Here is a 19,807-nt window from a genome sequence, read left to right on the forward strand (position 1 = left end):
AGCCTAGGCCCGGCCCCCGATGGCGTCAAATGAAGAAGGTCATGTCCTCAGAGGATGGGCACGAGGCCGGCGCCGAAGCCGGTGAGGATGCGGGTGTAGATGCGCTTGCTGCCCACCCCCACCTCGGGAAAATCGCCCACGTCGCGCCAGCACTCATGGAACCGCGGGTCGCCCCAGGGCAGGGGCTCGCAGCCTTCCACGAGCTCGTAGCTGCGGGCGTAGGGAAAGGGCCAGGCCCAGAGATCGAACACCGGCAGGGCCTCGGAGAGCTTGCCAAGACCGTAGCTCAGGCCGGAGAACAGCGGCGGTTTTGCCCGCGGAGCGATCAACCAGGCGTTCTCCGGCGCCATGTCGCGCTCGATGATCCGCGCCAGCGCCGTAGCGAAGGCGGCGTCCTCGACGATCACCAGGTTCTCGGTATTCCAGTGGTCGGAGCGCGGGTCGAAGTTGTGGGTGCCGACCACCGCCACCCGCCGGTCCACCACCACCGACTTGGCATGCAGGCCGGTGCGCACCCCGGCCCGGCGCAGCGGCACTGGCCCGCCCTGGCGGCGCGCCGCCGAGCCGCTGCCGAACAGCGGGAAATCGGCCGCCGCCCGCTCGCCGAGCGCCCCGGTCGAGGCGGGGTCGAGCGGCGTGTCGGTGGGATAGGGCTTGTACTCGTGGATCAGGAAGCCAAGCTCGCGCAGGTAGGTGCGCTTGTACTTGTGGCTCATGGCATACACCGGGAAGGCGTCGGTGGCGGCCAGCGAGTTGGTGGAGATGCGCACCGCCGGCGGCGGGTCGCGGCGCTGCAGGTCCTGGAACAGGCGGCGCGCCGGCCGCGAGAGCACGAGGTAGGGCGTCTGCAGTACCACCTCCTCGCGGGCATCGGCGATCAGGCGGCGCATCGCCTCGCTCGCATCCTTGCGCGCGGCCGGCTCGCCCTCATGCTTGTCGGGCCAGTCGGCGATGAAACGCACCGCCCCCACCTCGAAGCTGGCCTCGGCGAGCCGCGCCAGCAGCGCATCGCCGTCGAGCGCGGCGCGGCGCATGCTGCCGAGCCGCCCCTCCTCGAGCGCCTCGCGCCAGTCCAGGCGCCCGGCCGGAGCCCCGCCATGGGAGATCCAGCGCTGCGCCACGTCGGCGAGCTGCTCGGCCGGCACGCTGCGCTCGGCCACCCAGAAACGGTCGAAGTCGGCTTGCATCTCGCGTACCGCCGGCCCGGCCACCACGAGATCGCGGTCGCGGTAGTTGAACGCCGGATCCCAGTCGAAGTAGCGGTCCTGCACGTTGCGGCCGCCAGTGATGCCCACCACGCCGTCCACCAGCAGCAGCTTGCCGTGCATGCGCTGGTTGAAGCGGCGGAAGCAGCAGACGATGCCGGCGGCGAACTGCAGCGGCTGGGTGCGGGCCTCCTCGAAGGTGGGGTTGTACAGGCGCAGCTCGAAGTTGGCGTGGTGGCTGGCCAGCGCCGCCTGCAGGTTGGGATCATCGAGGCCGTAGAGCTGGTCGAGCAGCACCCGCACCTTCACCCCGCGCTCGGCGGCCTCGAGCAGGGCATCCAGCACCAGCCGCCCGCCGTCGTCGAGCTGGAAGATGAAGCTCTTGAGCTCGATCCGCTCGCGGGCGGCGCGGATCAGGTGCAGGCGCATGGCCAGGGCATCGGCGCCGTTCTCGAGCAGTACCAGGCGGTGGCGCGGGGCTGCGGGGGTCGAATCCGCCACCCGCCGGTGCCCGGCCTCCAGCAGGGCCGAGGGCACGGCACAGCGGTCGGCGGCCGCGCAGTCCACCGCGGTGGCCCGCGCCGCCACCATGGCCCCAGCCGCCTCCAGGCGCTGCGCCTTGGGCAGTCCGGCGCAGGCCGCGAGGCCCGCGGCCAGGACGAGGACGAGGGCGGCACGCCAGCGGCAGGCAGGCAGGGGGGCAGCGCTCATCGCGCCTCCGCGAAGCGGATCCCGAACTCGAAACGCACCTCGTCCTTCACCGTGAAACGGTAGGCCTGCATGCCGAAATCACGCCGGCTGACGCTGCCCTGCACCCGGAGCAGGCAATCTTCGCCGGGACGCGGACAAGACGGGGTGAGCAGGAGGAAGTCCACCGGCCGCTCGCGGCCGCGCAGGCGCAGGCGGCCGCGCACCGGTCCGCCCTCGTGCAGCCTGGCCGGGGGGAAGGGCTGGGAGACGAAGCCCACCTCGGGATGCGCCCCGGCATCGAGGAAGGCCGGCGAGCGGGTGAGTTTCGCCATCCACTCCGGCCCTTCGTAATCCACGGTATCGGCGCGCAGCCGCACCTCCACCTCGCACAGCCCGCCATCGGCCGGGCGCAGTTCACCCGCCAGCTCGGTGAAGCGGCCCTCGGCGCGGATCGGCAGGCGCACATCCACCACGAACCGGGCCGACGAGGCGGCAGGATCGATGCGGGCGGCACAGCCCGCACCCAGCCCGATCCCGGGCAGCAGCGCGCAGGCCAGCGACAGACCGAGCGCCGGCAGGCTGCCGCACCCGGCACCGGGCGCCAGGGCCCGGCCGGGCATTCAGGGCCACCAGAAGCGGGTGAGGCGGCCGATCCCCGGCTCCACCGGTCCCTCGGCCGGCAGCGCGAGCACGGCGATGCCGGCGGTCGGCATGCCGCGAAAATCGCTGCTCTGGCCGCTGTGCAGCAGGGCCGCCACCTGCTCGAAACCGGGGTTGTGGCCCACCATCAGCAGCCGCCCGGCCTCGGCATGTTCCTCGACCAGGGCCATGAGCGTGCCCGGCACCGCCTCGTAGATGCGCGGCTCATAGCGCACGTCGACATAGCCGAGCACCGAGAGCACGCGCTCCAGGGTCTCGCGGGTGCGGCGGGCCGGCGAGCAGAGCACCCGCACCGGCCGCAGGCCCTCTCCGGCCAGCCAGCGGGCAGCGGCCTCGGCCTCGGCCTGGCCGCGCAGCGAGAGTGGCCGCTCGGCATCGGCCTGGCCGGGCTGGGCCGGTTCGGCATGGGCATGGCGCAGCAGGATGAGTTCGCGCATGGGGATGTTCAGGCGTGTTTCTTGAGCCAGCGGTAGATCGGGGCGAAGTCGTCCTGGTGGCCGCGCATCTGCTCCGAGCGGTAATCGTCCACACAACGGCCGAGTGCCGCCAGCAGCACATAGGCCTGGGAATCGCGGAGCTGGGCCACGAGCGGGTAGGGCCAGAGGCGCAGCTGCTCCAGTGCCTGCTGGCTCACCGAGGTCCAGGCCTTGATGCGGTTGGCCACCAGGCCCACCGGCAGCCGGCGCTTCTTCACCCGCGGCACCTGGGCCAGCGAGTTCAGGAAGGGCACGGTGGCCTCGAGGTCGATGGCCGAGGGCAGCACCGGCACCAGCACCGCGTCGGCCATCTCCAGGAAGGGCTCGAGCCCGGCCGCCATGGCCCCGGCCGGCGCGTCGATCACCACGCGCCCGGCGTCCTCGGGGAGGTGCCTGCGGAAGGCGCGGGCATGGCCGTCCACCGGCAGCACCGCAGCCTCCATGCCGGCGCGCCTCTCGCACCAGCGGGTGGCCGAGGCCTGCGGATCGGCATCGACCAGCACCGTGGCCTTGCCGGCCACGGCAAAGTGCCCGGCGAGCTGGGTGGCGAGGGTGGTCTTGCCGGCACCCCCCTTGGAGCTGGCCACGAGGATCGTCTGCATGCGCGCGCTTCCCTACCGAGCCTGCGCCGCACTCTAGCAAGCAGGCCGCGCGGGCGCACGAGCGGAAAATCAGAACCCCGCCGCCTGCCCGTCCTTGCGGCTCTCGCTGGCGCCGACCCAGCCGCCGTTCGGGTTCTTCATGATGGCCTGGTAGCCGCCGTAGGGGCCGTCGGCGAATTCGACACGATGGCCGCGGCGCATGAGCTCGCGGATGGTCCCGTAAGGAAAGCCGCTCTCCAGCTGCAGCACGCCGCCGTCGGCCATCGGCGTGACCGCGCCCACCGGCTCATCGCTGCCATCGTGGTGCCAGCGTGGGGCATCGCCGGCCTCCTGCAGGTTCATGCCGAAGTCGACGAGGTTCATCACGATCTGCACATGGCCCTGCGGCTGCATGGCCCCGCCCATCAGGCCGAAGCTGATCCAGGGCTCGCCCCCCTTGGTGATGAAGGCCGGGATGATGGTGTGGAAGGGCCGCTTGCCGGGCGCATACTCGTTGGGGTGGCCGGGCTTCAGCGAGAACTGCTCGCCGCGGTTCTGCAGGATGAAGCCGAGGCCCGGCGGCGCCATGCCGCTGCCCATGCCGCGGTAGTTGCTCTGGATCAGCGAGACCATCATGCCGCTGGCATCGGCGGTGGTGAGATAGATGGTGTCCCCCTCGTCGAGCGAAGGCGGCGTGCCGGGGGCTACCACGCGCTGGGCGCGTTCGCGGTCGATGCGTGCGCGCTGTGCCTCGGCATAGGGCTTGGAGATCAGCTCGGCCACCGGCGCCGGGTGGAAGGCCGGATCGGCGTAGTAGCGGGCGCGGTCGGCGAAGGCCAGCTTCTTCGCCTCGACCGCGAGATGCAGATGCTCGGGGCTGCCGAAGGGGATGCGGCCAAAATCGAAGCCCTCGAGCATGTTGAGCATCTGCAGGGCGGCGATGCCCTGCCCGTTCGGCGGTAGCTCCCAGACCTCCACGCCGCGGTAACTGACGCTCACCGGCTCCACCCACTCGCCGCGGTGGGCGGCGAAATCGGCTGCCGAAAGAAAGCCACCCTGCTCTCGCACATAGGCCTCGACGATGCGCGGCAACTCGCCCTCGTAAAAACCGGCGCGGCCTCGGCGGGCGATGCGCTCGTAGGTGCGGGCGAGGTTCTCGTTCTTCCACATCTCGCCGGTCCGCGGCGCGCGGCCGTCGATCGTGAACTGCTCGGTGAAGCCGGGGAACTGGCTCAGGCGCGGCACCGATCGCTCCCAGTAGTAGGCGATGGTCTCGTGCACCGGGTGGCCGCGGCGGGCGTAGTCGATGCTCGGCTTCAACAGCTCGGCCATGGGCAGCCTGCCGAAGCGGCCGTGCAGGGCGAACCAGCCATCGACCGCGCCGGGCACGGTGACCGGCAGGGCGCCGTGGGAGGGGATCAGGTGCATGCCCTGCGCGTCGAACCACTCGCGGCTGAGGCCCTGCGGGGACCGGCCGGAGCCGTTGTAGCCATGGAGCTTCCGCGTCTTCGGGTCCCAGACGATGGCGAACAGATCGCCGCCGATGCCGCAGCCGGTGGGTTCCATCAGGCCCAGCGCGGCATTGGCGGCGATGGCGGCATCCACCGCCGTACCGCCGCGGCGCATCACCTCGAGGGCGATCTGGGTGGCCAGCGGGTGCGAGGTGGCGGCCATGGCCTGCGGGGCATAGACCTCGGAGCGGGTGGCGAAAGGCTGGCCGGTGATCCGGTCGGCGGCGAAGCCGGGCCCAGGGGTCGCGATCAGGATCGTCGCGAGGCAGGACGCATGGGCAAGGGAGGCGAGGCGATACACTGGCAGCGTTTCCTTCACGTTCCGGAACGGTTTCAAGGATGGCGCAGATCACGCCGATGTTCGCGGTGCCCTTCGGGTTCGCGCAAATGCCCGCCAGCGAGGCCCTGAACGAGGCACTCCGGGCATTGTTCCTCGCCCGGGAGCAGGAAGGTACCCGCTGGGCCAATCCCAACCCCTATACCATCCGCAATTCGGCCCTGTTCGAGAGCCATTTCGACCTGTTCGACTGGCCGGAGGAGCCCGTGCAGCGGCTCGCCCAGTTCTGCCTCGGCGAACTGATGCAGCTCGTAGGACAGCTCTCGGGCTACGACCTCGTCGCCCTGCGCAAGCTGGAGGTGCAGACCGACGCCTGGTTCCACATCACCCGGCGCGGGGGGCATTTCGGCATGCACAATCACCCGATGGCCTCGTGGAGCGGGGTCTACTGCGTCAGTCCAGGGCGGCATGACGCCGACGCCACGGACTCCGGACGCCTGAGCTTCGTCAATCCGAACAGCCTGGCCGGCATGTACCTCGATCCGGCCAACAGCCGGCTGCGGCAGCCATTCGCCTTCTCCAACCACGGCTTCGACCTTGCCGCCGGCCAGCTCATCCTCTTCCCTTCTTGGGTGCAGCACTACGTGCTGCCCTTCCAGGGCGAGGGCGAGCGCATCACCGTGGCCTTCAACTGCATGTTCCGCTAGGGCATCCCCATCCCTGAGGCAGTGCTCCTCCGGCACGCCCCCAGCAGGTCCTGCGCTGGATCGAGCACCGCGCTCTCGACGTGCATCAGATCGAGCACGGTGCTGAAGACCGCATCGTGGCTGCGCGGCTTCGCCGCCTCGCGGCGCAGGCAGGCGAGATCGAGCCCCTCGGCCTCGCGCAGCGAGGGCGACAGCCAGAGCCACAGCGGTACCCGGGTCTGGGCCTCCGGGGCGACGATGCGCGGCACGCCGTGCAGGTAGAGCCCGGCCTCGCCCAGCGATTCGCCGTGGTCGGAGACATAGAGCAGGGCGGTGTCGCGGGTCGCGGAGAGCGTCTCGAGCAGGGCCACGGCGTCCGCCAGCACCGCGTCGGTGTAGAGGATGGCGTTGTCGTAGGCGTTGGTGATTTCCTCGCGGCTGCATTTGCCCAGTTCGTTGCGCTCGCAGGCCGGAGTGAAGCGGCGGAAAGCTTCGGGGTAGCGCGCGTGGTAGGCCGGGCCATGGTTGCCGAGCATGTGCAGCACCACCACCGCATCGCCCTCCATGGCCTCGATCCGGGATTTCAGCCCATGCAGCAGTACGCCGTCCAGACAGCGGCTGCCATCGCAGTACTCGGGCAGGTCGGCGTGCAGGAAGCTCTCGAAGGGCAGGCCGTCACACACGCCCTTGCAGCCGGTCTGGTTGTCGCGCCAGAGGATTTCGATGCCGAGCCGGTGCAGCAGGTGCAGCAGCGACTCGCTGCCCTTCACGAGGTTCCGGTCGTAGTGCCGCAGGCCCTGCTCCGAGAACAGGCAGGGCACCGAGACCTCGGTATTGGTGCCGCAGGCCTCGACCTCGGGATAGTTGATGCCCTCGAGCGCGGCGAGGCGCGGCGTGGTCTGCCTGGCATAGCCGTTGAGGCCCCAGTTGGCGGCGCGCACGGTCTCGCCCACCACCAGCAGCAGGACGCGCGGGCGGGCGCCCTCCGGCCGCTCGCGGCGGGCGTCGGGGGCGATCGGCGCGCGCACCGCCGGCCCCGTTCCGCCCTGGTGCAGGGCCTTGGCCAGGGCCACCATCCAGTTGCCCGGTGTGACGAGATGGCGCAGCGCCTTCTCGTTGCGCATCAACGAGGCCATGGACTGGAAGTTGAACCCGATCGCCGCGGCGGCAATGCCCAGGGCCAGGGCGATGCCGAGGGCATGGGCGACGAAACCGCGGCGCAGCGGGCGCGGGGCGGGCTGCCACCACCAGACGAGGAGGCTCGGCACGAGGCCATGCAGCAGCAGGGCCAGCAGCAGGCCGGGAGTGATGAGCTCCCCGGCCTCCTTGCGCTCGGTGGCCAGCACGTTCACCACCATGTCGGTATCGATGTAGACGTGGTAGCGCTGCATGTAGAAGGCCGCCGCCGCGGTGACGGACAGCAGCAGCGGCAGCACCACGTCCTTGCTCCAGCGATTGACCAGCACCAGCAGGAGGGCGGCATGCAGGGCGGCGATGGCGAGGAACAGGCCGAGACCCAGCGCCCAGGCCCCGGGCGCCCGGGCTGCCGCGCTGGCATGGAAAGCCGACCAGAAGGCCGCATTGGAGACCGCGGCGAAATACAGGCTGCACAGGAGCACCAGCCACTCCACGCCGGCCTGGGGCCGGTGGGCGCGCAGCCAGGCGGCGAGGCCCTTCATGCCACCCTCCGGCCGTTGAACAGGCGGTCGAAGGCGAAGGCGACGGTGAGGCAGAGCACCAGCGAGCTGAGGTCATGGGAGAGGAAATGCGCCCCGCGGAGTTCCTGGGCGGCAGCGAACAGGCCGCCCAGGCCCAGCCCGGCAGCCAGGCCCCAGGCCCGCCAGCGCGGCGCCACCCGGGCAAGGAAGGGGTAAAGCGCCACCCAGGCAAAGCCGGCGCTGGCGTGTGCCGCCGGGAAGCAGGCGTTGTGCGGGAAGCCGGCGGGGCGTAGCTCGAACAGGCCGGTGTAAGGCAGGGTGCCGCCATAGCGTTCGAGGCTCCACGGGCAGTCCATGGGCAGGCCGTACTTGATGGCGGCCACCAGGCCGACGCTGGCGAGCACGCTGGCGAGGAGTGCGAGGAGCGGCCGACGGACAGCCCGCCCCCGCGGATGCCAGCCCAGCCCTACGGTGCCGAGGGCGAGCAGGAGCCACAGCGCCAGCACCACGCGCTTCCCGCCATCGTGGATCCAGTCGCGGGTGAGCCAGTGCTCCTGCGGGCCCAGCGCCCGCCCTCGAGGGCATAGAGCGTATCGGCGACCAGGAAGTCCCCGCCCAGACCCTGCAGCAGGAGCATCAGGACGAGATACCCGGCAACCGCGAGAAGGATTCCCCGGGTTCCTCGGAACCGGTCGGCCAGACGGTGGGATGGCGACAGGGACTCCAGCGGCGAAGGCGTCATGGCTGAGGACCGGTTCGGTTACGGCGCGCCGACACTGCGCCCGCATGCCTGAGTCTTGCCGGAACGCGATGCAAAACCAGGAAAAGCGAATCGGTCGCCGCCGTTCCTCGCAGGCCCTTGACCCGGCCGCAAAACCGGGACGGGCTATAATCTCGAGTCTTTGCTCGAATGCCCGCGAGGGGCCTGCCGATGTCCGCCGTCCTGCCTACCGCCACGGACCGTTCCACCGCCATCGTCGATGGCGGCTACACGCTGGACCACAAGTACACCCGCACCGAAGGCCGCATCTACCTCTCCGGCGTGCAGGCCCTGGTGCGGCTGCCGCTGATGCAGCAGATGCGCGACCGTGCCGCGGGGCTCAATACCGCCGGCTTCATCTCCGGCTACCGCGGCTCGCCGCTGGGCGGCTTCGACCTCGAGCTGTGGAAGGCGCGCAAGCACCTCGCGGCCTCGGGCATCCACTTCCAGCCGGGCATCAACGAGGATCTCGGCGCCACCATGGTCTGGGGCAGCCAGCAGACCAACCTGTGGCCGGGCGCGAAGTACGACGGCGTATTCGGCATGTGGTACGGCAAGGGCCCGGGCGTGGACCGCTGCGGCGATGTGTTCAAGCATGGCAACGCCGCCGGCACCAGCAGGCACGGCGGCGTGCTGGTGCTGGCCGCCGACGACCATGCCTGCCGCAGCTCGACGCTGCCGCACGGCTCGGAAGGCGAGTTCGTCAGCGCGATGATGCCGGTGCTGAACCCGGCCGGCGTGCAGGACATCCTCGACATGGGCCTGCTCGGCTGGGCCATGAGCCGCTACACCGGCCGCTGGGTGGGCTTCAAGACCATCGCCGAGACGGTGGAGAGCTCGGCCTCGGTGAACGTCAATCCGCACCAGCTCGACATCGTCATCCCCACCGATCTCGAGCTGCCGCCCGGCGGCCTCAACATCCGCTGGCCGGACCCGCCGCTCGAGCAGGAGATGCGCCTGCACCAGTACGCGGTGAAGGCGGCGCATGCCTTCGCCCGCGCCAACAAGCTCGACAAGATCATCTACGACTCGCCCAAGGCCCGCCTCGGCATCGTCACCACGGGAAAAAGCTACCTCGACGTGCTGCAGGCCCTCGAGTACCTCGGCATCGACCACAAGGACGCTCAAGACATCGGCATCCGCGTCTACAAGGTGGGCATGACCTGGCCGCTGGAGCCGCAGGGCATCCGCGCCTTCGCCCGCGGCCTCGAGGACATCGTGGTGGTCGAGGAGAAGCACGCCTTCATCGAGGCGCAGATGAAGGAGCAGTTCTACAACTTCGACTTCGGTCTTGATAACGGCAGGCGCCCGAGCATCGTCGGCAAGTACGACGAGAACGGCGAATGGATCCTGCCCAGCACCAGCGAGCTCACGCCGGCACGCATCGCCCGGGTGATCGCCCGCCGCCTGCAGCGCTTCTTCACCAGCGAGGCGATCGAGGCGCGGCTGAAGTGGATCGCCGAGAAGGAGCAGGAACTGGCCCTGCCGCGCCCGCTGTTCCCGCGCGTGCCCACCTACTGCTCGGGCTGCCCGCACAACACCAGCACGCAAGTGCCGGAGGGCCACCGCGCGCTCGGCGGCATCGGCTGCCACTACATGGTCACCTGGATGGACCGCCGCACCGACACCTTCACCCAGATGGGTGGCGAAGGCGCCACCTGGTGCGGGCAGGCGCCCTTCGTGGAGACGCCGCACGTCTTCCAGAACCTCGGCGACGGCACCTACTTCCACTCCGGCTCGCTGGCGATCCGCCAGGCGGTGTCGGCCAGGGTCAACATCACCTACAAGATCCTCTACAACGATGCCGTGGCCATGACCGGCGGCCAGCCGGTGGACGGCACGCTCACCGTGCCGGACATCGCCCGGCAGATGCGCGCCGAGGGCATCCAGACGATCGTCGTGGTCTCCGACGACATCGAGAAGTGGTCGGATCCCTCGATCTTCCCGGACGGCGTGCAGTTCTTCGACCGCAGTGAGCTGGAATCGGTACAGAAGCGCCTGGCGCAGGTGAAGGGCGTTTCCATCCTCATCTACGACCAGACCTGCGCCGCCGAGAAGCGCCGCCGCCGCAAGCGCAAACTGATGGTCGACCCGCCGAAGCGCGTGGTCATCAACTCGCTGGTCTGCGAAGGCTGCGGCGACTGCTCGCTGAAGTCGGCCTGCGTCTCGGTGCTGCCGAAGGAAACCGAGTACGGCCGCAAGCGCGAGATCGACCAGAGCGGCTGCAACAAGGACTTCAGCTGCGTGAAGGGCTTCTGCCCGAGCTTCGTCACCGTGGTCGATGCGCCGCTGCGCAGGAAGAAGCCGAAGGCCGCCGTGGACTTCGATGCCCTGCCGATGCCGGCCTTCCGCTCCAGCCTCGAGCAGCCCTGGAACATCCTGATCACCGGCGTCGGCGGCACTGGCGTGGTCACCATCGGCGCCCTGCTCGGCATGGCCGCGCATCTCGAGGGCAAGGGCGCCTCGGTGCTCGACCAGACCGGCCTCGCCCAGAAGGGCGGCGCCGTCACCACCCATGTCCGCATCGGCAAGCGCCCGGCCGAGCTGCATGCGGTGCGCATCGCCGCCGGCGAGGCCGACCTGGTGCTCGGCTGCGACATGGTCGTCGTCAACGACTACTGGTCGCTGTCGAAGATCCGCGCCGACCGCACCGAGGTGGTGCTCAACACGTACGAGGCGATGCCCTCGTCCTTCCTGAAGCAGCCCGACCTGCAGTTCCCGGCGCAGGCCATCGTCGAGACGGTGCGCAAGAGCCTGGGCGGCCGCGCGCCCTTCACCGTGGATGCCACCCGCCTCGCCACCGCGCTCTGCGGCGATGCCATCGCCACCAATCTCTTCATGCTGGGCTATGCCTGGCAGCGCGGCCTGGTGCCGGTGTCGCTCGAGGCCCTGATGCGGGCGATCGAGCTCAACGGCGCTGCCGTGGAGATGAACCGCCAGGCCTTCGGCTGGGGCCGGCTCGCCGCCCTCGAGCCGGCCAGGGTGGTCGAGGCCGCCGGCGCGAAGACCGCGACGCGCGAAGGCATGGCCCCGCCGCTCGCCGACGAGGTGCTCTCGACCTCGCTCGAGGAGCGGGTGGCGCGCCGGGTGGCCTTCCTCACCGATTACCAGGACGCGGCCTACGCGCGGCGCTACAGCGATCTTGTGGCGGAGGTCCGGGCGGCCGAGGCGGCGAAGGTGCCGGGAAGCGAGGCCCTGACCGAGGCGGTGGCCCGCTATGCCTTCAAGCTGATGGCCTACAAGGACGAGTACGAGGTGGCGCGGCTCTACACCTCGGGCGAGTTCGAGGCGCGGCTCAAGGAGCAGTTCGAGGACGGCGGCCGCCTGCGCTTCCACCTGGCCCCGCCGCTGCTGGCGAAGAAGGATGCCCAAGGCCACCTCGTCAAGGCCGAATACGGCGCCTGGGTGTTCACCGCCTTCCGGCTGCTCAAGCGCCTCAAGTTCCTGCGTGGCACGGCGCTCGACGTCTTCGGCCATACCGCCGAGCGGAAGATGGAGCGCCGCCTGCGCGACGAGTACATCGAGACCATCCGCGGGCTCCTGCCCACGCTCTCGCCGGAGAACCACGCGCTGGCGGTCGAGATCGCCGAGGTGCCGGAGCAGATCCGCGGCTTTGGCCATGTCAAGGAGGCGCACGTGGCGAAGGCCGAGAAGCAGCGCGCCGAACTGCTGCGGCGCTGGGCCAGGCCGGGCATCGCCCTCAGCGTGACGGAGGCCTGAGGACCTCTGCCGGCGCCGCCTCTGGCGCGGCGCAGCGCGGGAAGTCCGGAGCCATCGGGCAGGGGAAATGGCGCTCCCAGAGCGCCTTCAGCGTGCCGTCGGCCAGCATCGCCTGAATGGCGGCATCGGCGGTGGGGATGCGGGCCGAGGCGCCGCTGGCGCGGCTGAAGGCGAAGTGCACCGGCTCGCTCGGCAGCGCCAGCACCGGCTTCAGCACGCCGGCCTCGACCAGGCCCTTCCTGACCGCCAGGGCCGCCGAGAATTCGTCGGCGATCAGGCCGTCCACCCGGCCCGCACCCGCCATCCGCCACATCGCCTCGCGGTTGGGGATGAAATGCAGGCGGCGCTGGACGCCCGGTTCGGCCAGGAGGCGCGCATAGGCATCGCCGAAACGGGCGCTCCCCAGCACGGCGATGCGCAACGGGCTATCGGCGAGCGCGGCGAGTCCGGCGGGGTACCGGGAGACCGGCACGTCGGCGCGGAGATAGAGCCAGTAGCGGGCCTGGCCGACCGGACGACCGAAGGCGGCGAAGGCCTCGCGCTCCGGAGTGCGCAGCATGGGGCCGGCCACGTCGAGCCGGCCGGCGCGCAGCTCCTCGACGGCCCGCGCCGGCGTCATCTCGATCCGCTGCAGGGTGCAGCCCATGCGCATGGCGATCGCCTGCAGAAGCTCGCGGTCATAGCCGCGAGGGGTGCCCGGCTCCGATTCCGGGGCCAGGGCGCGGTGCTCGGCATCGGCCCGCAGGACACAGGCGCCTCCTGCCGGCGCAGCGGCCGGCAGCAGGCCGGGCAGGAACAGGGGCAGGGCTCCCGCCATGCAGGCGAGGCGGGAGCGGCGCAGTCGGCGGCTCGGGGGCATGCCGGGCATCCTCACATGAAAACGCCGCCCCGTGGGGCGGCGCTGCGGCGGAGGCCTGGCATGCCCACTCAGAACAGCTCGATCTCGCCCTCGTTCATGCTGTTCTGGGTCACCGGCTTGTGCGGCGGCCGCTCCCACTCGCCGCGGAACTCGCGGATCCGCGCCGAGAGGCGGCGCAGGGCCATCAGCAGTTCTTCCTCGTTGCCCTCGCCGGCCTTGTTCAGCAGCTCCTGCAGGCCCATGGCCTCGCGGTTGATCGCCGAGAGCCGCTCCATGTGGGTCAGGGCCGAGCCGAGCGCCTGGGTGGCGATGTCCTCGAACTGCAGCGAGCGCACCGCCTCGCCGACGTGCTGCTCCATCGCCGAGCCGGCGCTCTGGATGTCGCGCATGCCCTCGCTCAGGGTGCGCTGGATCTGGTCGACCTGGCGCAGCATGTTGGCCGACTCCTCCTTGGCATGCCGCGAGCGGTCGAGGTCGCGGCTGGCCATGGTGCTCACCGTCTCGCGTACCTTGTGGATGGCTTCCTTGGAGCTGTAGGCCAGCTTGCGGATCTGTTCGTTGAAGGCCGTGCTGCGCTCGGAGAGGTTGCGCACCTCGTCGGCCACCACGGCAAAGCCGCGGCCCGCCTCGCCGGCGCGCGCCGCCTCGATGGCGGCGTTCAGGGCCAGCAGGTTGGTCTGGTCGGCGATCGACTTCACGTCTTCCAGCAGGGCGAAGATGCCGTCGAGATGCTGGGCCATGAGGTCGATCTGGGCCACGGTGGCGCTGCTCTGGCCGCTCACTTCCTCCAGGGCCTCCACGAGGGTGCTCATCTGCGAGGCCGCCTGGTGGGCGAAGCGCTGCACGTCGACGCCGCCGCCATCGCTGCGGTCGACGATGCGGGCCACGGCGCCGGCCTGCTCCTTGGAGCGGCGCATCATCGAATCGAAGCTCACGCCCAGCTTGGCCACGGCCTCGCGGATCAGCTCGCGGGTGCGGTTCACCTCGCCACGGGTGCCTTCGATCTCGTTGGAGACGAAGCTGCGCAGCTCGCCGAGCAGGGCGCGCTCCTCGGCGATCATCCGCGTGGCGTCCTTGCTGCGACCGCCGGTGGCGGCGAGCCAGCCCACCCCCGCCACCCAGGCCGCCAGCGTCACCAGCAGCAGCGCCCACTCCAGCGCAGGGGCGGCACCCGAGGCCTTCGCAAGGATCAGCAGGAGCGAGAGCACGAGGGGCGCGGCGACGAATTTGAGCAGGCGCTGGATCATGGCGGTTTCCTTCAACTCTCCCCGGCGGTATCGGCGCCTGGCCGGGGTTCTTTAACGTCTTTCTCAGGTGCGGAGAGGGGTATCGGGCCCCTGCAAGCGGCGTGCCGTCAGGCGTTGCGGGCCAGCTCCAGGAGCCGTGGCGCGATCCGCTCGAGCGGCAGCACCTCGTCGGCGGCACCGAGGCGGTAGGCGGTGCCGGGCATGCCCCAGACCACCGAGGTGGCCTCGTCCTGGACCACCGTGCGGATCCCGGCCTGGCGCAGGGCGAGCAGCTCGCGGCTGCCGTCGTCGCCCATGCCGGTGAGCAGGGCGGCCACGCAGTTGGTGCCGCAGGCCTTGAGCACGGAATCGAACATCACCCCCACCGAGGGCTTGTGGCGGTTCACCGGTTCGCCGTCGCTCACCCGGCAGCGCCAGCGGGCGCCATCGCGCACCACCTCGAGATGTTTCCCGCCCGGGGCCACATAGGCATGGCCGGCGAGGATCGGCGCGCCGTCCTCGGCCTGCATCACCACCATGGCCGAATGCCGGTTGAGGCGTTCGGCGAAGGGCCGGCTGAACTCGGCCGGGATGTGCTGGGTGATGACGGTGGCCGGGGCGTCCGGCGGCATCATCTCCAGCACCACGCGCAGGGCCTCGGTGCCACCGGCCGAGGCGCCGATGGCGATCAGCTTGTCGGTGGTGCGGAAGGCCATGGCAGTGGCCGGGGCCGCGGCCACCGGCCTGGGAACGGCCTGCGGCGGGCGGGTGATGATCCGCGCCTTGGCCGCCATCTTCACCTTCTCGCACAGGATCGGGCCGTAGGCGGTGAGGCCCTTGGCCACGTCGAGCTTGGGCTTGGTGACGAAATCGATGGCCCCGAGCTCGAGGGCCTTCAGGGTCACGTCGGCCCCGGCCTCGGTGAGGCTGGAGACCATCACCACCGGCAGCGGATGCAGGCGCATCAGGTTGGCGAGGAACTGCAGGCCGTCCATGCGCGGCATCTCGACGTCCAGCGTGAGCACGTCGGGCTTGAGCTGCTTGATCTTCTCGCGGGCGATCAGCGGGTCGGGCGCCACGCCCACCACCTCGATCTCGGGATCCTTCGACAGGATCTCGGTGAGCAGCTGCCGCACCAGGGCGGAGTCGTCGATGATCAGGACCTTGACGGGCATCAGAAGAGCTCCACGGAGCCGGCGATCGGCGTCTGCCGCAGCCGCTCCTTGTAGGCGGTTTCCTCGGCGGCCACGGCATCGTCGTGCGCGTGCGGCAGGAGCTTCACCATGGCCTTGCCGGTAGTGGGGAAGTAACAGATCTTGCGCGGGTGGATGCCGCCCAGGTCCTTGGCCACGACGTTGATCTTCTCCTCGCGCAGGAACTCGGAGACGAACTGGGCATTGCGCGTGCCCACCGGCGTGGAGGTGAAACTCTTGAGTACGTTGCCGCCGCCGAACACCTTGGCCTCGAAGCGCTCGCGCCGCGCCCCGGCCTTGATCAGTTCGTTGATCAGGAGCTCCATCGCGTGCAGGCCGTAGCGCGCCGGTGCGCCATCGCTGGTATCGCCATCGGGCAGCATGAAATGGTTGATGCCCCCTACCGCGACCACCGGATCGCGGATGCAGGCGGCCACGCAGGAGCCGAGCACGGTCATCAGCCCCACCGGCTGGTCGGTGACGAAGTACTCCGCCGGCAGGATCTTGATGACATCGGCATTGAGCTGGGCGTCGCGGTAGACGAGCGGCGAGGCGCGCGAACGCGCCGAGGCCTCGGCATCCAGAGCACGGGCGGCGCGGATCTTCATCCGGCAACTCCGGCACGGCGGTACAGCGAGCGGCCACAGGGCACCACGATGTCGGCGGCATGCATGTAGTTCTCGGAATGCCCGGTGTAGAGCAAGCTATCTGGGCCCATTTTCTGCACCAACCGAGCGAGGATCTCGCGCTGGGTGGGCTTGTCGAAATAGATCATCACATTGCGGCAGAAGATCGCCGCGAAGGTCGGGGTCTTGGGATAGCTCACATCCAGCAGGTTGAGCGGAGCGAACTCCACCAGCTCGCGCAGCGCCGGTTTCACCCGCACCAGGCCCTCGTTGGCCCCGGTGCCGCGCAGGAAGAAGCGCTTCTTGCGCTCCTCGGAAAGACTGGCCACGCGGTCGATGGGATAGATGCCGCGCGCGCCGGTCTCCAACACCTGGGTATCGACATCGGTGGCCCAGAGCCGTACCGGGGGCTTCATCGAACCCCAAACCTCGCAGGCGGTGATCAGGATGGAATAGGGCTCCTCGCCGGTGGAGGCGGCACAGCACCATAGATCGACCTGCCCACCGCGGGCCTTCAGCTTCGCAAGCTGCTCGGCCAGCACCTCGAAATGGTGGCTTTCGCGGAAGAAGCTGGTGAGGTTGGTGGTGAGCGCGTTGGTGAACTGCTGCCACTCCTCGTCTTCCTCGGGCCGGGACTCGAGGTAGGCGAGGTAATCGGCGAAGCGGGGCAGGCCCAGCGCCCGCAGCCGGCGGCTGAGCCGGCTGTAGACCATGTCGCGCTTGCTGTCGGTGAGCGCGATGCCGACGCGGCGGCGGATCAGCTCGCAGACCCGCCTGAAGTCGCGATCGGTGTAATCGAAGTCCCGCTGCACGAGGCCGGCCACGGCTCAGCCCCCATCGCCATCCTGTGCCAGGCGAAAGCGCGAAACCATACCGACCAAGGCCACGGCCTGATCCTCCATCGAGCGTGCGGCGGCGCTGGCTTCCTCCACCAGGGCGGCATTCTGCTGAGTGGATTCGTCGATGGCGAGCACGCTCTGGCTGACCTGCTCGATGCCCCGGCTCTGTTCCGCCGAGGCCGCCGAAATCTCGCCGATCAGGTCGGTGACACGGCGCACCGAGGCCACCACCTCACCCATGGTGCTGCCGGCCTTGCCGGCGACGGCAGCACCCCCGGCGATCCTGCGGTTCGATTCCTCGATGATGTGGCGGATCTGCTTGCTCGCCTCGGCCGTGCGCTGGGCCAGCGAGCGCACTTCGCCTGCCACCACCGAGAAGCCGCGGCCGGCCTCGCCGGCCCGTGCCGCCTCCACGGCCGCATTGATGGCGAGGATGTTGGTCTGGAAGGCGATGCCGTTGATGGTGCCGATGATGTCGCCGATCTGCCGGGCGCTGGCCTGGATCTGCTGCATGGTGGCCACCACCTCGTCGACAAGACGCCCGCCCTCGGTGGCCCGGGCGGCGGTGTCGGCCGAAAGCCCGGCCGCCTGGCGCGCGGCCTCGGCGTTCTGCTTGACCGAGGCAGTGAGTTCCTCCACCGAGGCCGCGGTGCGTTCCAGGCTGGCGGCCTGCTGCTCGGTGCGGTCGGAGAGGTCCTGGTTGCCGGCGGCGATCTCGCCCGAGGCGGTGGTGATCGATTCGGCGGCCTCGCGGATGGCGGCGATCACCTCGCAGAGACGCTCGGCGCTGGCATTGGCGTCGTCGCGCATGGCGGCGAACACGCCGCGCAGTTCGGCGGTGGAGCGGTAGGCGAGATCGCCCTCGGCCAGGGCATGCAGGATGCCCTGTACCTCGGCCACGCCGGCGCGGGTGGCGGCGAGCAGCTCGTTGATCGCCGATGCCAGTTCGCGCAGGAAGCCCTGCTTGCCCTCCAGCGCCAGCGACACCGAAAGATCGCCGGCGGCCGCGGCGGCGACGATGCGCTGCACTTCCTGCTGCACGGCGAGCTCGGCGGTGCGCTCGCGCCAGGTGACGACGCTGCCACGGTAACTGCCCTCCTCGTCGAACCAGGGGCTCAGCTCGAGCAGGAACTGGCGGTCGCCGAACCGCTTCTCCAGAGTCTCCGGGCGGTTCTTCAGCCCGACCATGGAATGGAAGCGGCCGAAGTCGTAGCCCAGTACCTCGGCGGCACGGAAGCCGGGCGCGGCGGCGGCCAGCGCCGGCTCGGCCTCGGCGAGCAGCCGGGCCATGGCGCGGTTGACGTAGCGGATGGCGTGCCCGCGGTCAGTCATCATCACCGCGCTGCTGGCGGCATCGAGGGCATTGGCGATGGCCGAGGTCTCGTCCGCCAGGCGCTTCATCTCCTCGGCGGCGCGGCGTTCCACGTCCTGGCGTTCGCGCAGCCGGCTCACCATGTCGGCAAGGGCGCGGTTGAGGGCACCGATCTCGGCACGGGCCCCGGCATCGGGCCGGGCCTCGAGATCGCCGGCCGCCACCGCGCCGGCAAAGGCCACCACCTGGCCCAGGGGCTGGGCCACCAGGCGGCGCGAAAGCCAGGCCACCGCCACCGCGATCGCCGCGGCGCCGAGCACCGAGAGCAGCACGATGCGCCAGCCCAGGGCGCGGGCATCGGCCAGCACCGCCGATTCCGGCACCTGCGCCATCAGCCGCCAGCCGAAGGGCTCGAAGGTGCGCAGCACCACGCGGTGCGGCAGCAGCGCCACACCGCCTTCCGCATCCCAGACCGGCAGGGAAACGCTATGCACCCCATCGGCAAGGGCGAGGGCCTGGGCGAGGGGGGCGGCCGCCGGATCGGCACCCTCGCCCTGCAGGGGCTGGCCGGCCAGCACCGGGTGCGCGGCGAAGCGTGCCTCGGCGCCGCTGCCCTGCACCACCACCAGCCGGCCGCCATCGCCGAGGTCGAGCTCGCCGAGCCTGACGGCCAGCGACTCGAGGGCACGGTCATAGCGGATGCCGACCATGATGGCGCCGATCACCGCGCCTTCGTCGTCGGTGGTGCCGCTGGCCGAGAACAGCGGCTCGTAATGGGTGATGTAGTCGGTGCCATGCAGGCGCTCGCCGCCGGTATGCGGTTCGGCCTCGAGCAGCTTCCGGTAGGCCGGGTGCCCGTGATCCAGCACCTCGCCGAGCGTGCGGTTGCCTTCGGCGTCCATCAGCGAGCTTGCGACCTGGACGAAATCCTCGCCGTCGAGCACGAAGATCACCGCCGCCGCCTCGGTATTGGTGGTGAAGTCGTCGACCACCGCGGTGTCGGTATTGATCAGGCGCTCGTCCATGCGCAGGGCCGGAGCATCGCGCTCGCCCGCGGGATGGCGTTCATCGGGATCGCGGGCGATCACGTTCTGCGGCAGGGTGCCGAGGAAGGCGCCGTACATGCGCACGGCATCCTCGTCGAGCACCTCGCGGTATACCGCAAGATTGGAGAGCACCGCATCGGTGGAACCGGCCAGGCCCTGTTCGGCCTTGCGCGCGAGCGCCCCGGCACTGGTCTGCGAGGCCACCACCGCGATCAGGCCGAGCACCAGCACCACCACCGCCCCGGCGAGCAGACTGAGCCGTCCGCCGAGACTCAGCCGGCCATCGGCGCCCTGGAAGGCCGCCATGCCGCGCCGCAGGCCCGCGCCAGCGCGGGCGAGCAGGGGCCGCAGCCGGGCCAGGGCCGGATGCCGGGCCAGCGCGCGGCTGCCGGCGGCGAGCCGCGCGCCCAGGGCGCCCAGGCGGGAACGCAGGCGGGCGAGCAACGCATCGCGGGCCCTGGGCGGCGTGGCGGGCATCGGCA

Annotated in this window: 15 protein-coding genes; 2 read left to right on the forward strand and 13 right to left on the reverse strand. The window is 70.4% G+C overall.

The features are described from left to right. Window positions 1-47 precede the first annotated feature (47 nt). The 5 genes from G408_RS0109810 to ggt form a co-directional block, all read right to left on the reverse strand. Complete coding sequence (locus G408_RS0109810; protein WP_051282864.1) at window positions 48-1,916, reverse strand: phospholipase D family protein; 1,869 nt, start codon at window positions 1,914-1,916, stop codon at window positions 48-50. Next, a complete protein-coding gene (locus G408_RS14885; protein WP_051282865.1) occupies window positions 1,913-2,515 on the reverse strand; it encodes a YceI family protein in 603 nt (200 codons plus the stop codon). The genes G408_RS0109810 and G408_RS14885 overlap by 4 nt, the downstream gene beginning before the upstream one ends. Then, window positions 2,516-2,992: a SixA phosphatase family protein gene (locus G408_RS0109820; RefSeq protein ID WP_028770940.1), complete on the reverse strand. Its 477-nt coding sequence runs from the start codon at window positions 2,990-2,992 to the stop codon at window positions 2,516-2,518. It abuts the gene before it with no gap. An 8-nt stretch (window positions 2,993-3,000) separates the two neighbouring features. Then, the gene (locus G408_RS0109825) at window positions 3,001-3,633 is read right to left on the reverse strand and encodes a ParA family protein (protein WP_028770941.1); all 633 of its coding nucleotides are present in this window, start codon (window positions 3,631-3,633) and stop codon (window positions 3,001-3,003) included. Window positions 3,634-3,702: 69 nt separating this feature from the next. Beyond that, window positions 3,703-5,379, reverse strand: a complete 1,677-nt coding sequence (gene ggt, locus G408_RS0109830) for a gamma-glutamyltransferase (protein ID WP_245584307.1) — start codon at window positions 5,377-5,379, stop codon at window positions 3,703-3,705. Between the two features lie 83 nt (window positions 5,380-5,462). Here ggt and G408_RS0109835 point away from each other — a divergent pair, with 83 nt between their 5' ends. Further along, window positions 5,463-6,107, forward strand: coding sequence for a putative 2OG-Fe(II) oxygenase (locus tag G408_RS0109835; protein WP_028770943.1), 645 nt, complete (start codon window positions 5,463-5,465; stop codon window positions 6,105-6,107). On the opposite strand, the gene G408_RS0109840 is transcribed toward G408_RS0109835, so the two are convergent. Together G408_RS0109840 and G408_RS15430 are read right to left on the reverse strand one after the other, a co-directional pair. Continuing rightward, window positions 6,104-7,765, reverse strand: a complete 1,662-nt coding sequence (locus G408_RS0109840) for a phosphoethanolamine transferase (protein WP_051282867.1) — start codon at window positions 7,763-7,765, stop codon at window positions 6,104-6,106. The genes G408_RS0109835 and G408_RS0109840 overlap by 4 nt on opposite strands. Then, on the reverse strand, window positions 7,762-8,250 hold the full coding sequence (locus G408_RS15430; RefSeq protein ID WP_169719225.1) for a phosphatase PAP2 family protein: 489 nt from the start codon (window positions 8,248-8,250) through the stop codon (window positions 7,762-7,764). The genes G408_RS0109840 and G408_RS15430 overlap by 4 nt, the downstream gene beginning before the upstream one ends. A 425-nt stretch (window positions 8,251-8,675) precedes the next feature. Between G408_RS15430 and G408_RS0109850 the strand changes: the two genes are divergently transcribed. Beyond that, window positions 8,676-12,224, forward strand: coding sequence for an indolepyruvate ferredoxin oxidoreductase family protein (locus G408_RS0109850; protein ID WP_037413019.1), 3,549 nt, complete (start codon window positions 8,676-8,678; stop codon window positions 12,222-12,224). Here G408_RS0109850 and G408_RS0109855 read toward each other — a convergent pair. The 6 genes from G408_RS0109855 to G408_RS0109880 all read right to left on the reverse strand — a co-directional run bounded on the left by G408_RS0109855 (window position 12,205) and on the right by G408_RS0109880 (window position 19,802). Further along, window positions 12,205-13,083 (reverse strand): substrate-binding periplasmic protein, encoded by an 879-nt coding sequence (locus tag G408_RS0109855; protein ID WP_156890122.1) that lies wholly within the window; start codon window positions 13,081-13,083, stop codon window positions 12,205-12,207. The two genes, G408_RS0109850 and G408_RS0109855, sit on opposite strands and share 20 nt — an antisense overlap. Before the next feature lie 68 nt (window positions 13,084-13,151). After that, on the reverse strand, window positions 13,152-14,330 hold the full coding sequence (locus G408_RS0109860; RefSeq protein WP_028770947.1) for a methyl-accepting chemotaxis protein: 1,179 nt from the start codon (window positions 14,328-14,330) through the stop codon (window positions 13,152-13,154). A gap of 107 nt (window positions 14,331-14,437) precedes the next feature. Then, window positions 14,438-15,484, reverse strand: a complete 1,047-nt coding sequence (locus tag G408_RS0109865) for a protein-glutamate methylesterase/protein-glutamine glutaminase (protein WP_028770948.1) — start codon at window positions 15,482-15,484, stop codon at window positions 14,438-14,440. Then, window positions 15,484-16,110: a chemoreceptor glutamine deamidase CheD gene (cheD, locus tag G408_RS0109870; protein ID WP_084628189.1), complete on the reverse strand. Its 627-nt coding sequence runs from the start codon at window positions 16,108-16,110 to the stop codon at window positions 15,484-15,486. Before cheD ends, G408_RS0109865 begins: the two co-directional genes overlap by 1 nt. Next, entirely contained in the window at window positions 16,107-16,952 is an 846-nt protein-coding gene (locus G408_RS0109875; RefSeq protein WP_028770950.1) for a CheR family methyltransferase, read from the reverse strand. The genes cheD and G408_RS0109875 overlap by 4 nt, the downstream gene beginning before the upstream one ends. 3 nt (window positions 16,953-16,955) lie before the next feature. Continuing rightward, complete coding sequence (locus G408_RS0109880; RefSeq protein WP_051282869.1) at window positions 16,956-19,802, reverse strand: methyl-accepting chemotaxis protein; 2,847 nt, start codon at window positions 19,800-19,802, stop codon at window positions 16,956-16,958. Between the last annotated feature and the right edge of the window lie 5 nt (window positions 19,803-19,807).

The sequence above is a fragment of the Silanimonas lenta DSM 16282 genome (assembly GCF_000429065.1).
Taxonomy (GTDB): domain Bacteria; phylum Pseudomonadota; class Gammaproteobacteria; order Xanthomonadales; family Xanthomonadaceae; genus Silanimonas; species Silanimonas lenta.

Excerpts from the sequence above, each read along its gene's own strand:
- G408_RS0109835 (WP_028770943.1), top strand. The coding sequence starts at position 5,463 with ATGGCGCAGATCACGCCGATGTTCGCGGTGCCCTTCGGGTTCGCGCAA.
- G408_RS0109865 (WP_028770948.1), bottom strand. The coding sequence starts at position 15,484 with ATGCCCGTCAAGGTCCTGATCATCGACGACTCCGCCCTGGTGCGGCAG.
- G408_RS0109820 (WP_028770940.1), bottom strand. The coding sequence starts at position 2,992 with ATGCGCGAACTCATCCTGCTGCGCCATGCCCATGCCGAACCGGCCCAG.
- G408_RS0109810 (WP_051282864.1), bottom strand. The coding sequence starts at position 1,916 with ATGAGCGCTGCCCCCCTGCCTGCCTGCCGCTGGCGTGCCGCCCTCGTC.
- G408_RS0109840 (WP_051282867.1), bottom strand. The coding sequence starts at position 7,765 with ATGAAGGGCCTCGCCGCCTGGCTGCGCGCCCACCGGCCCCAGGCCGGC.
- G408_RS0109860 (WP_028770947.1), bottom strand. The coding sequence starts at position 14,330 with ATGATCCAGCGCCTGCTCAAATTCGTCGCCGCGCCCCTCGTGCTCTCG.
- G408_RS0109855 (WP_156890122.1), bottom strand. The coding sequence starts at position 13,083 with ATGCCCCCGAGCCGCCGACTGCGCCGCTCCCGCCTCGCCTGCATGGCG.
- G408_RS0109880 (WP_051282869.1), bottom strand. The coding sequence starts at position 19,802 with ATGCCCGCCACGCCGCCCAGGGCCCGCGATGCGTTGCTCGCCCGCCTG.
- G408_RS14885 (WP_051282865.1), bottom strand. The coding sequence starts at position 2,515 with ATGCCCGGCCGGGCCCTGGCGCCCGGTGCCGGGTGCGGCAGCCTGCCG.
- G408_RS0109850 (WP_037413019.1), top strand. The coding sequence starts at position 8,676 with ATGTCCGCCGTCCTGCCTACCGCCACGGACCGTTCCACCGCCATCGTC.
- G408_RS0109825 (WP_028770941.1), bottom strand. The coding sequence starts at position 3,633 with ATGCAGACGATCCTCGTGGCCAGCTCCAAGGGGGGTGCCGGCAAGACC.
- cheD (WP_084628189.1), bottom strand. The coding sequence starts at position 16,110 with ATGAAGATCCGCGCCGCCCGTGCTCTGGATGCCGAGGCCTCGGCGCGT.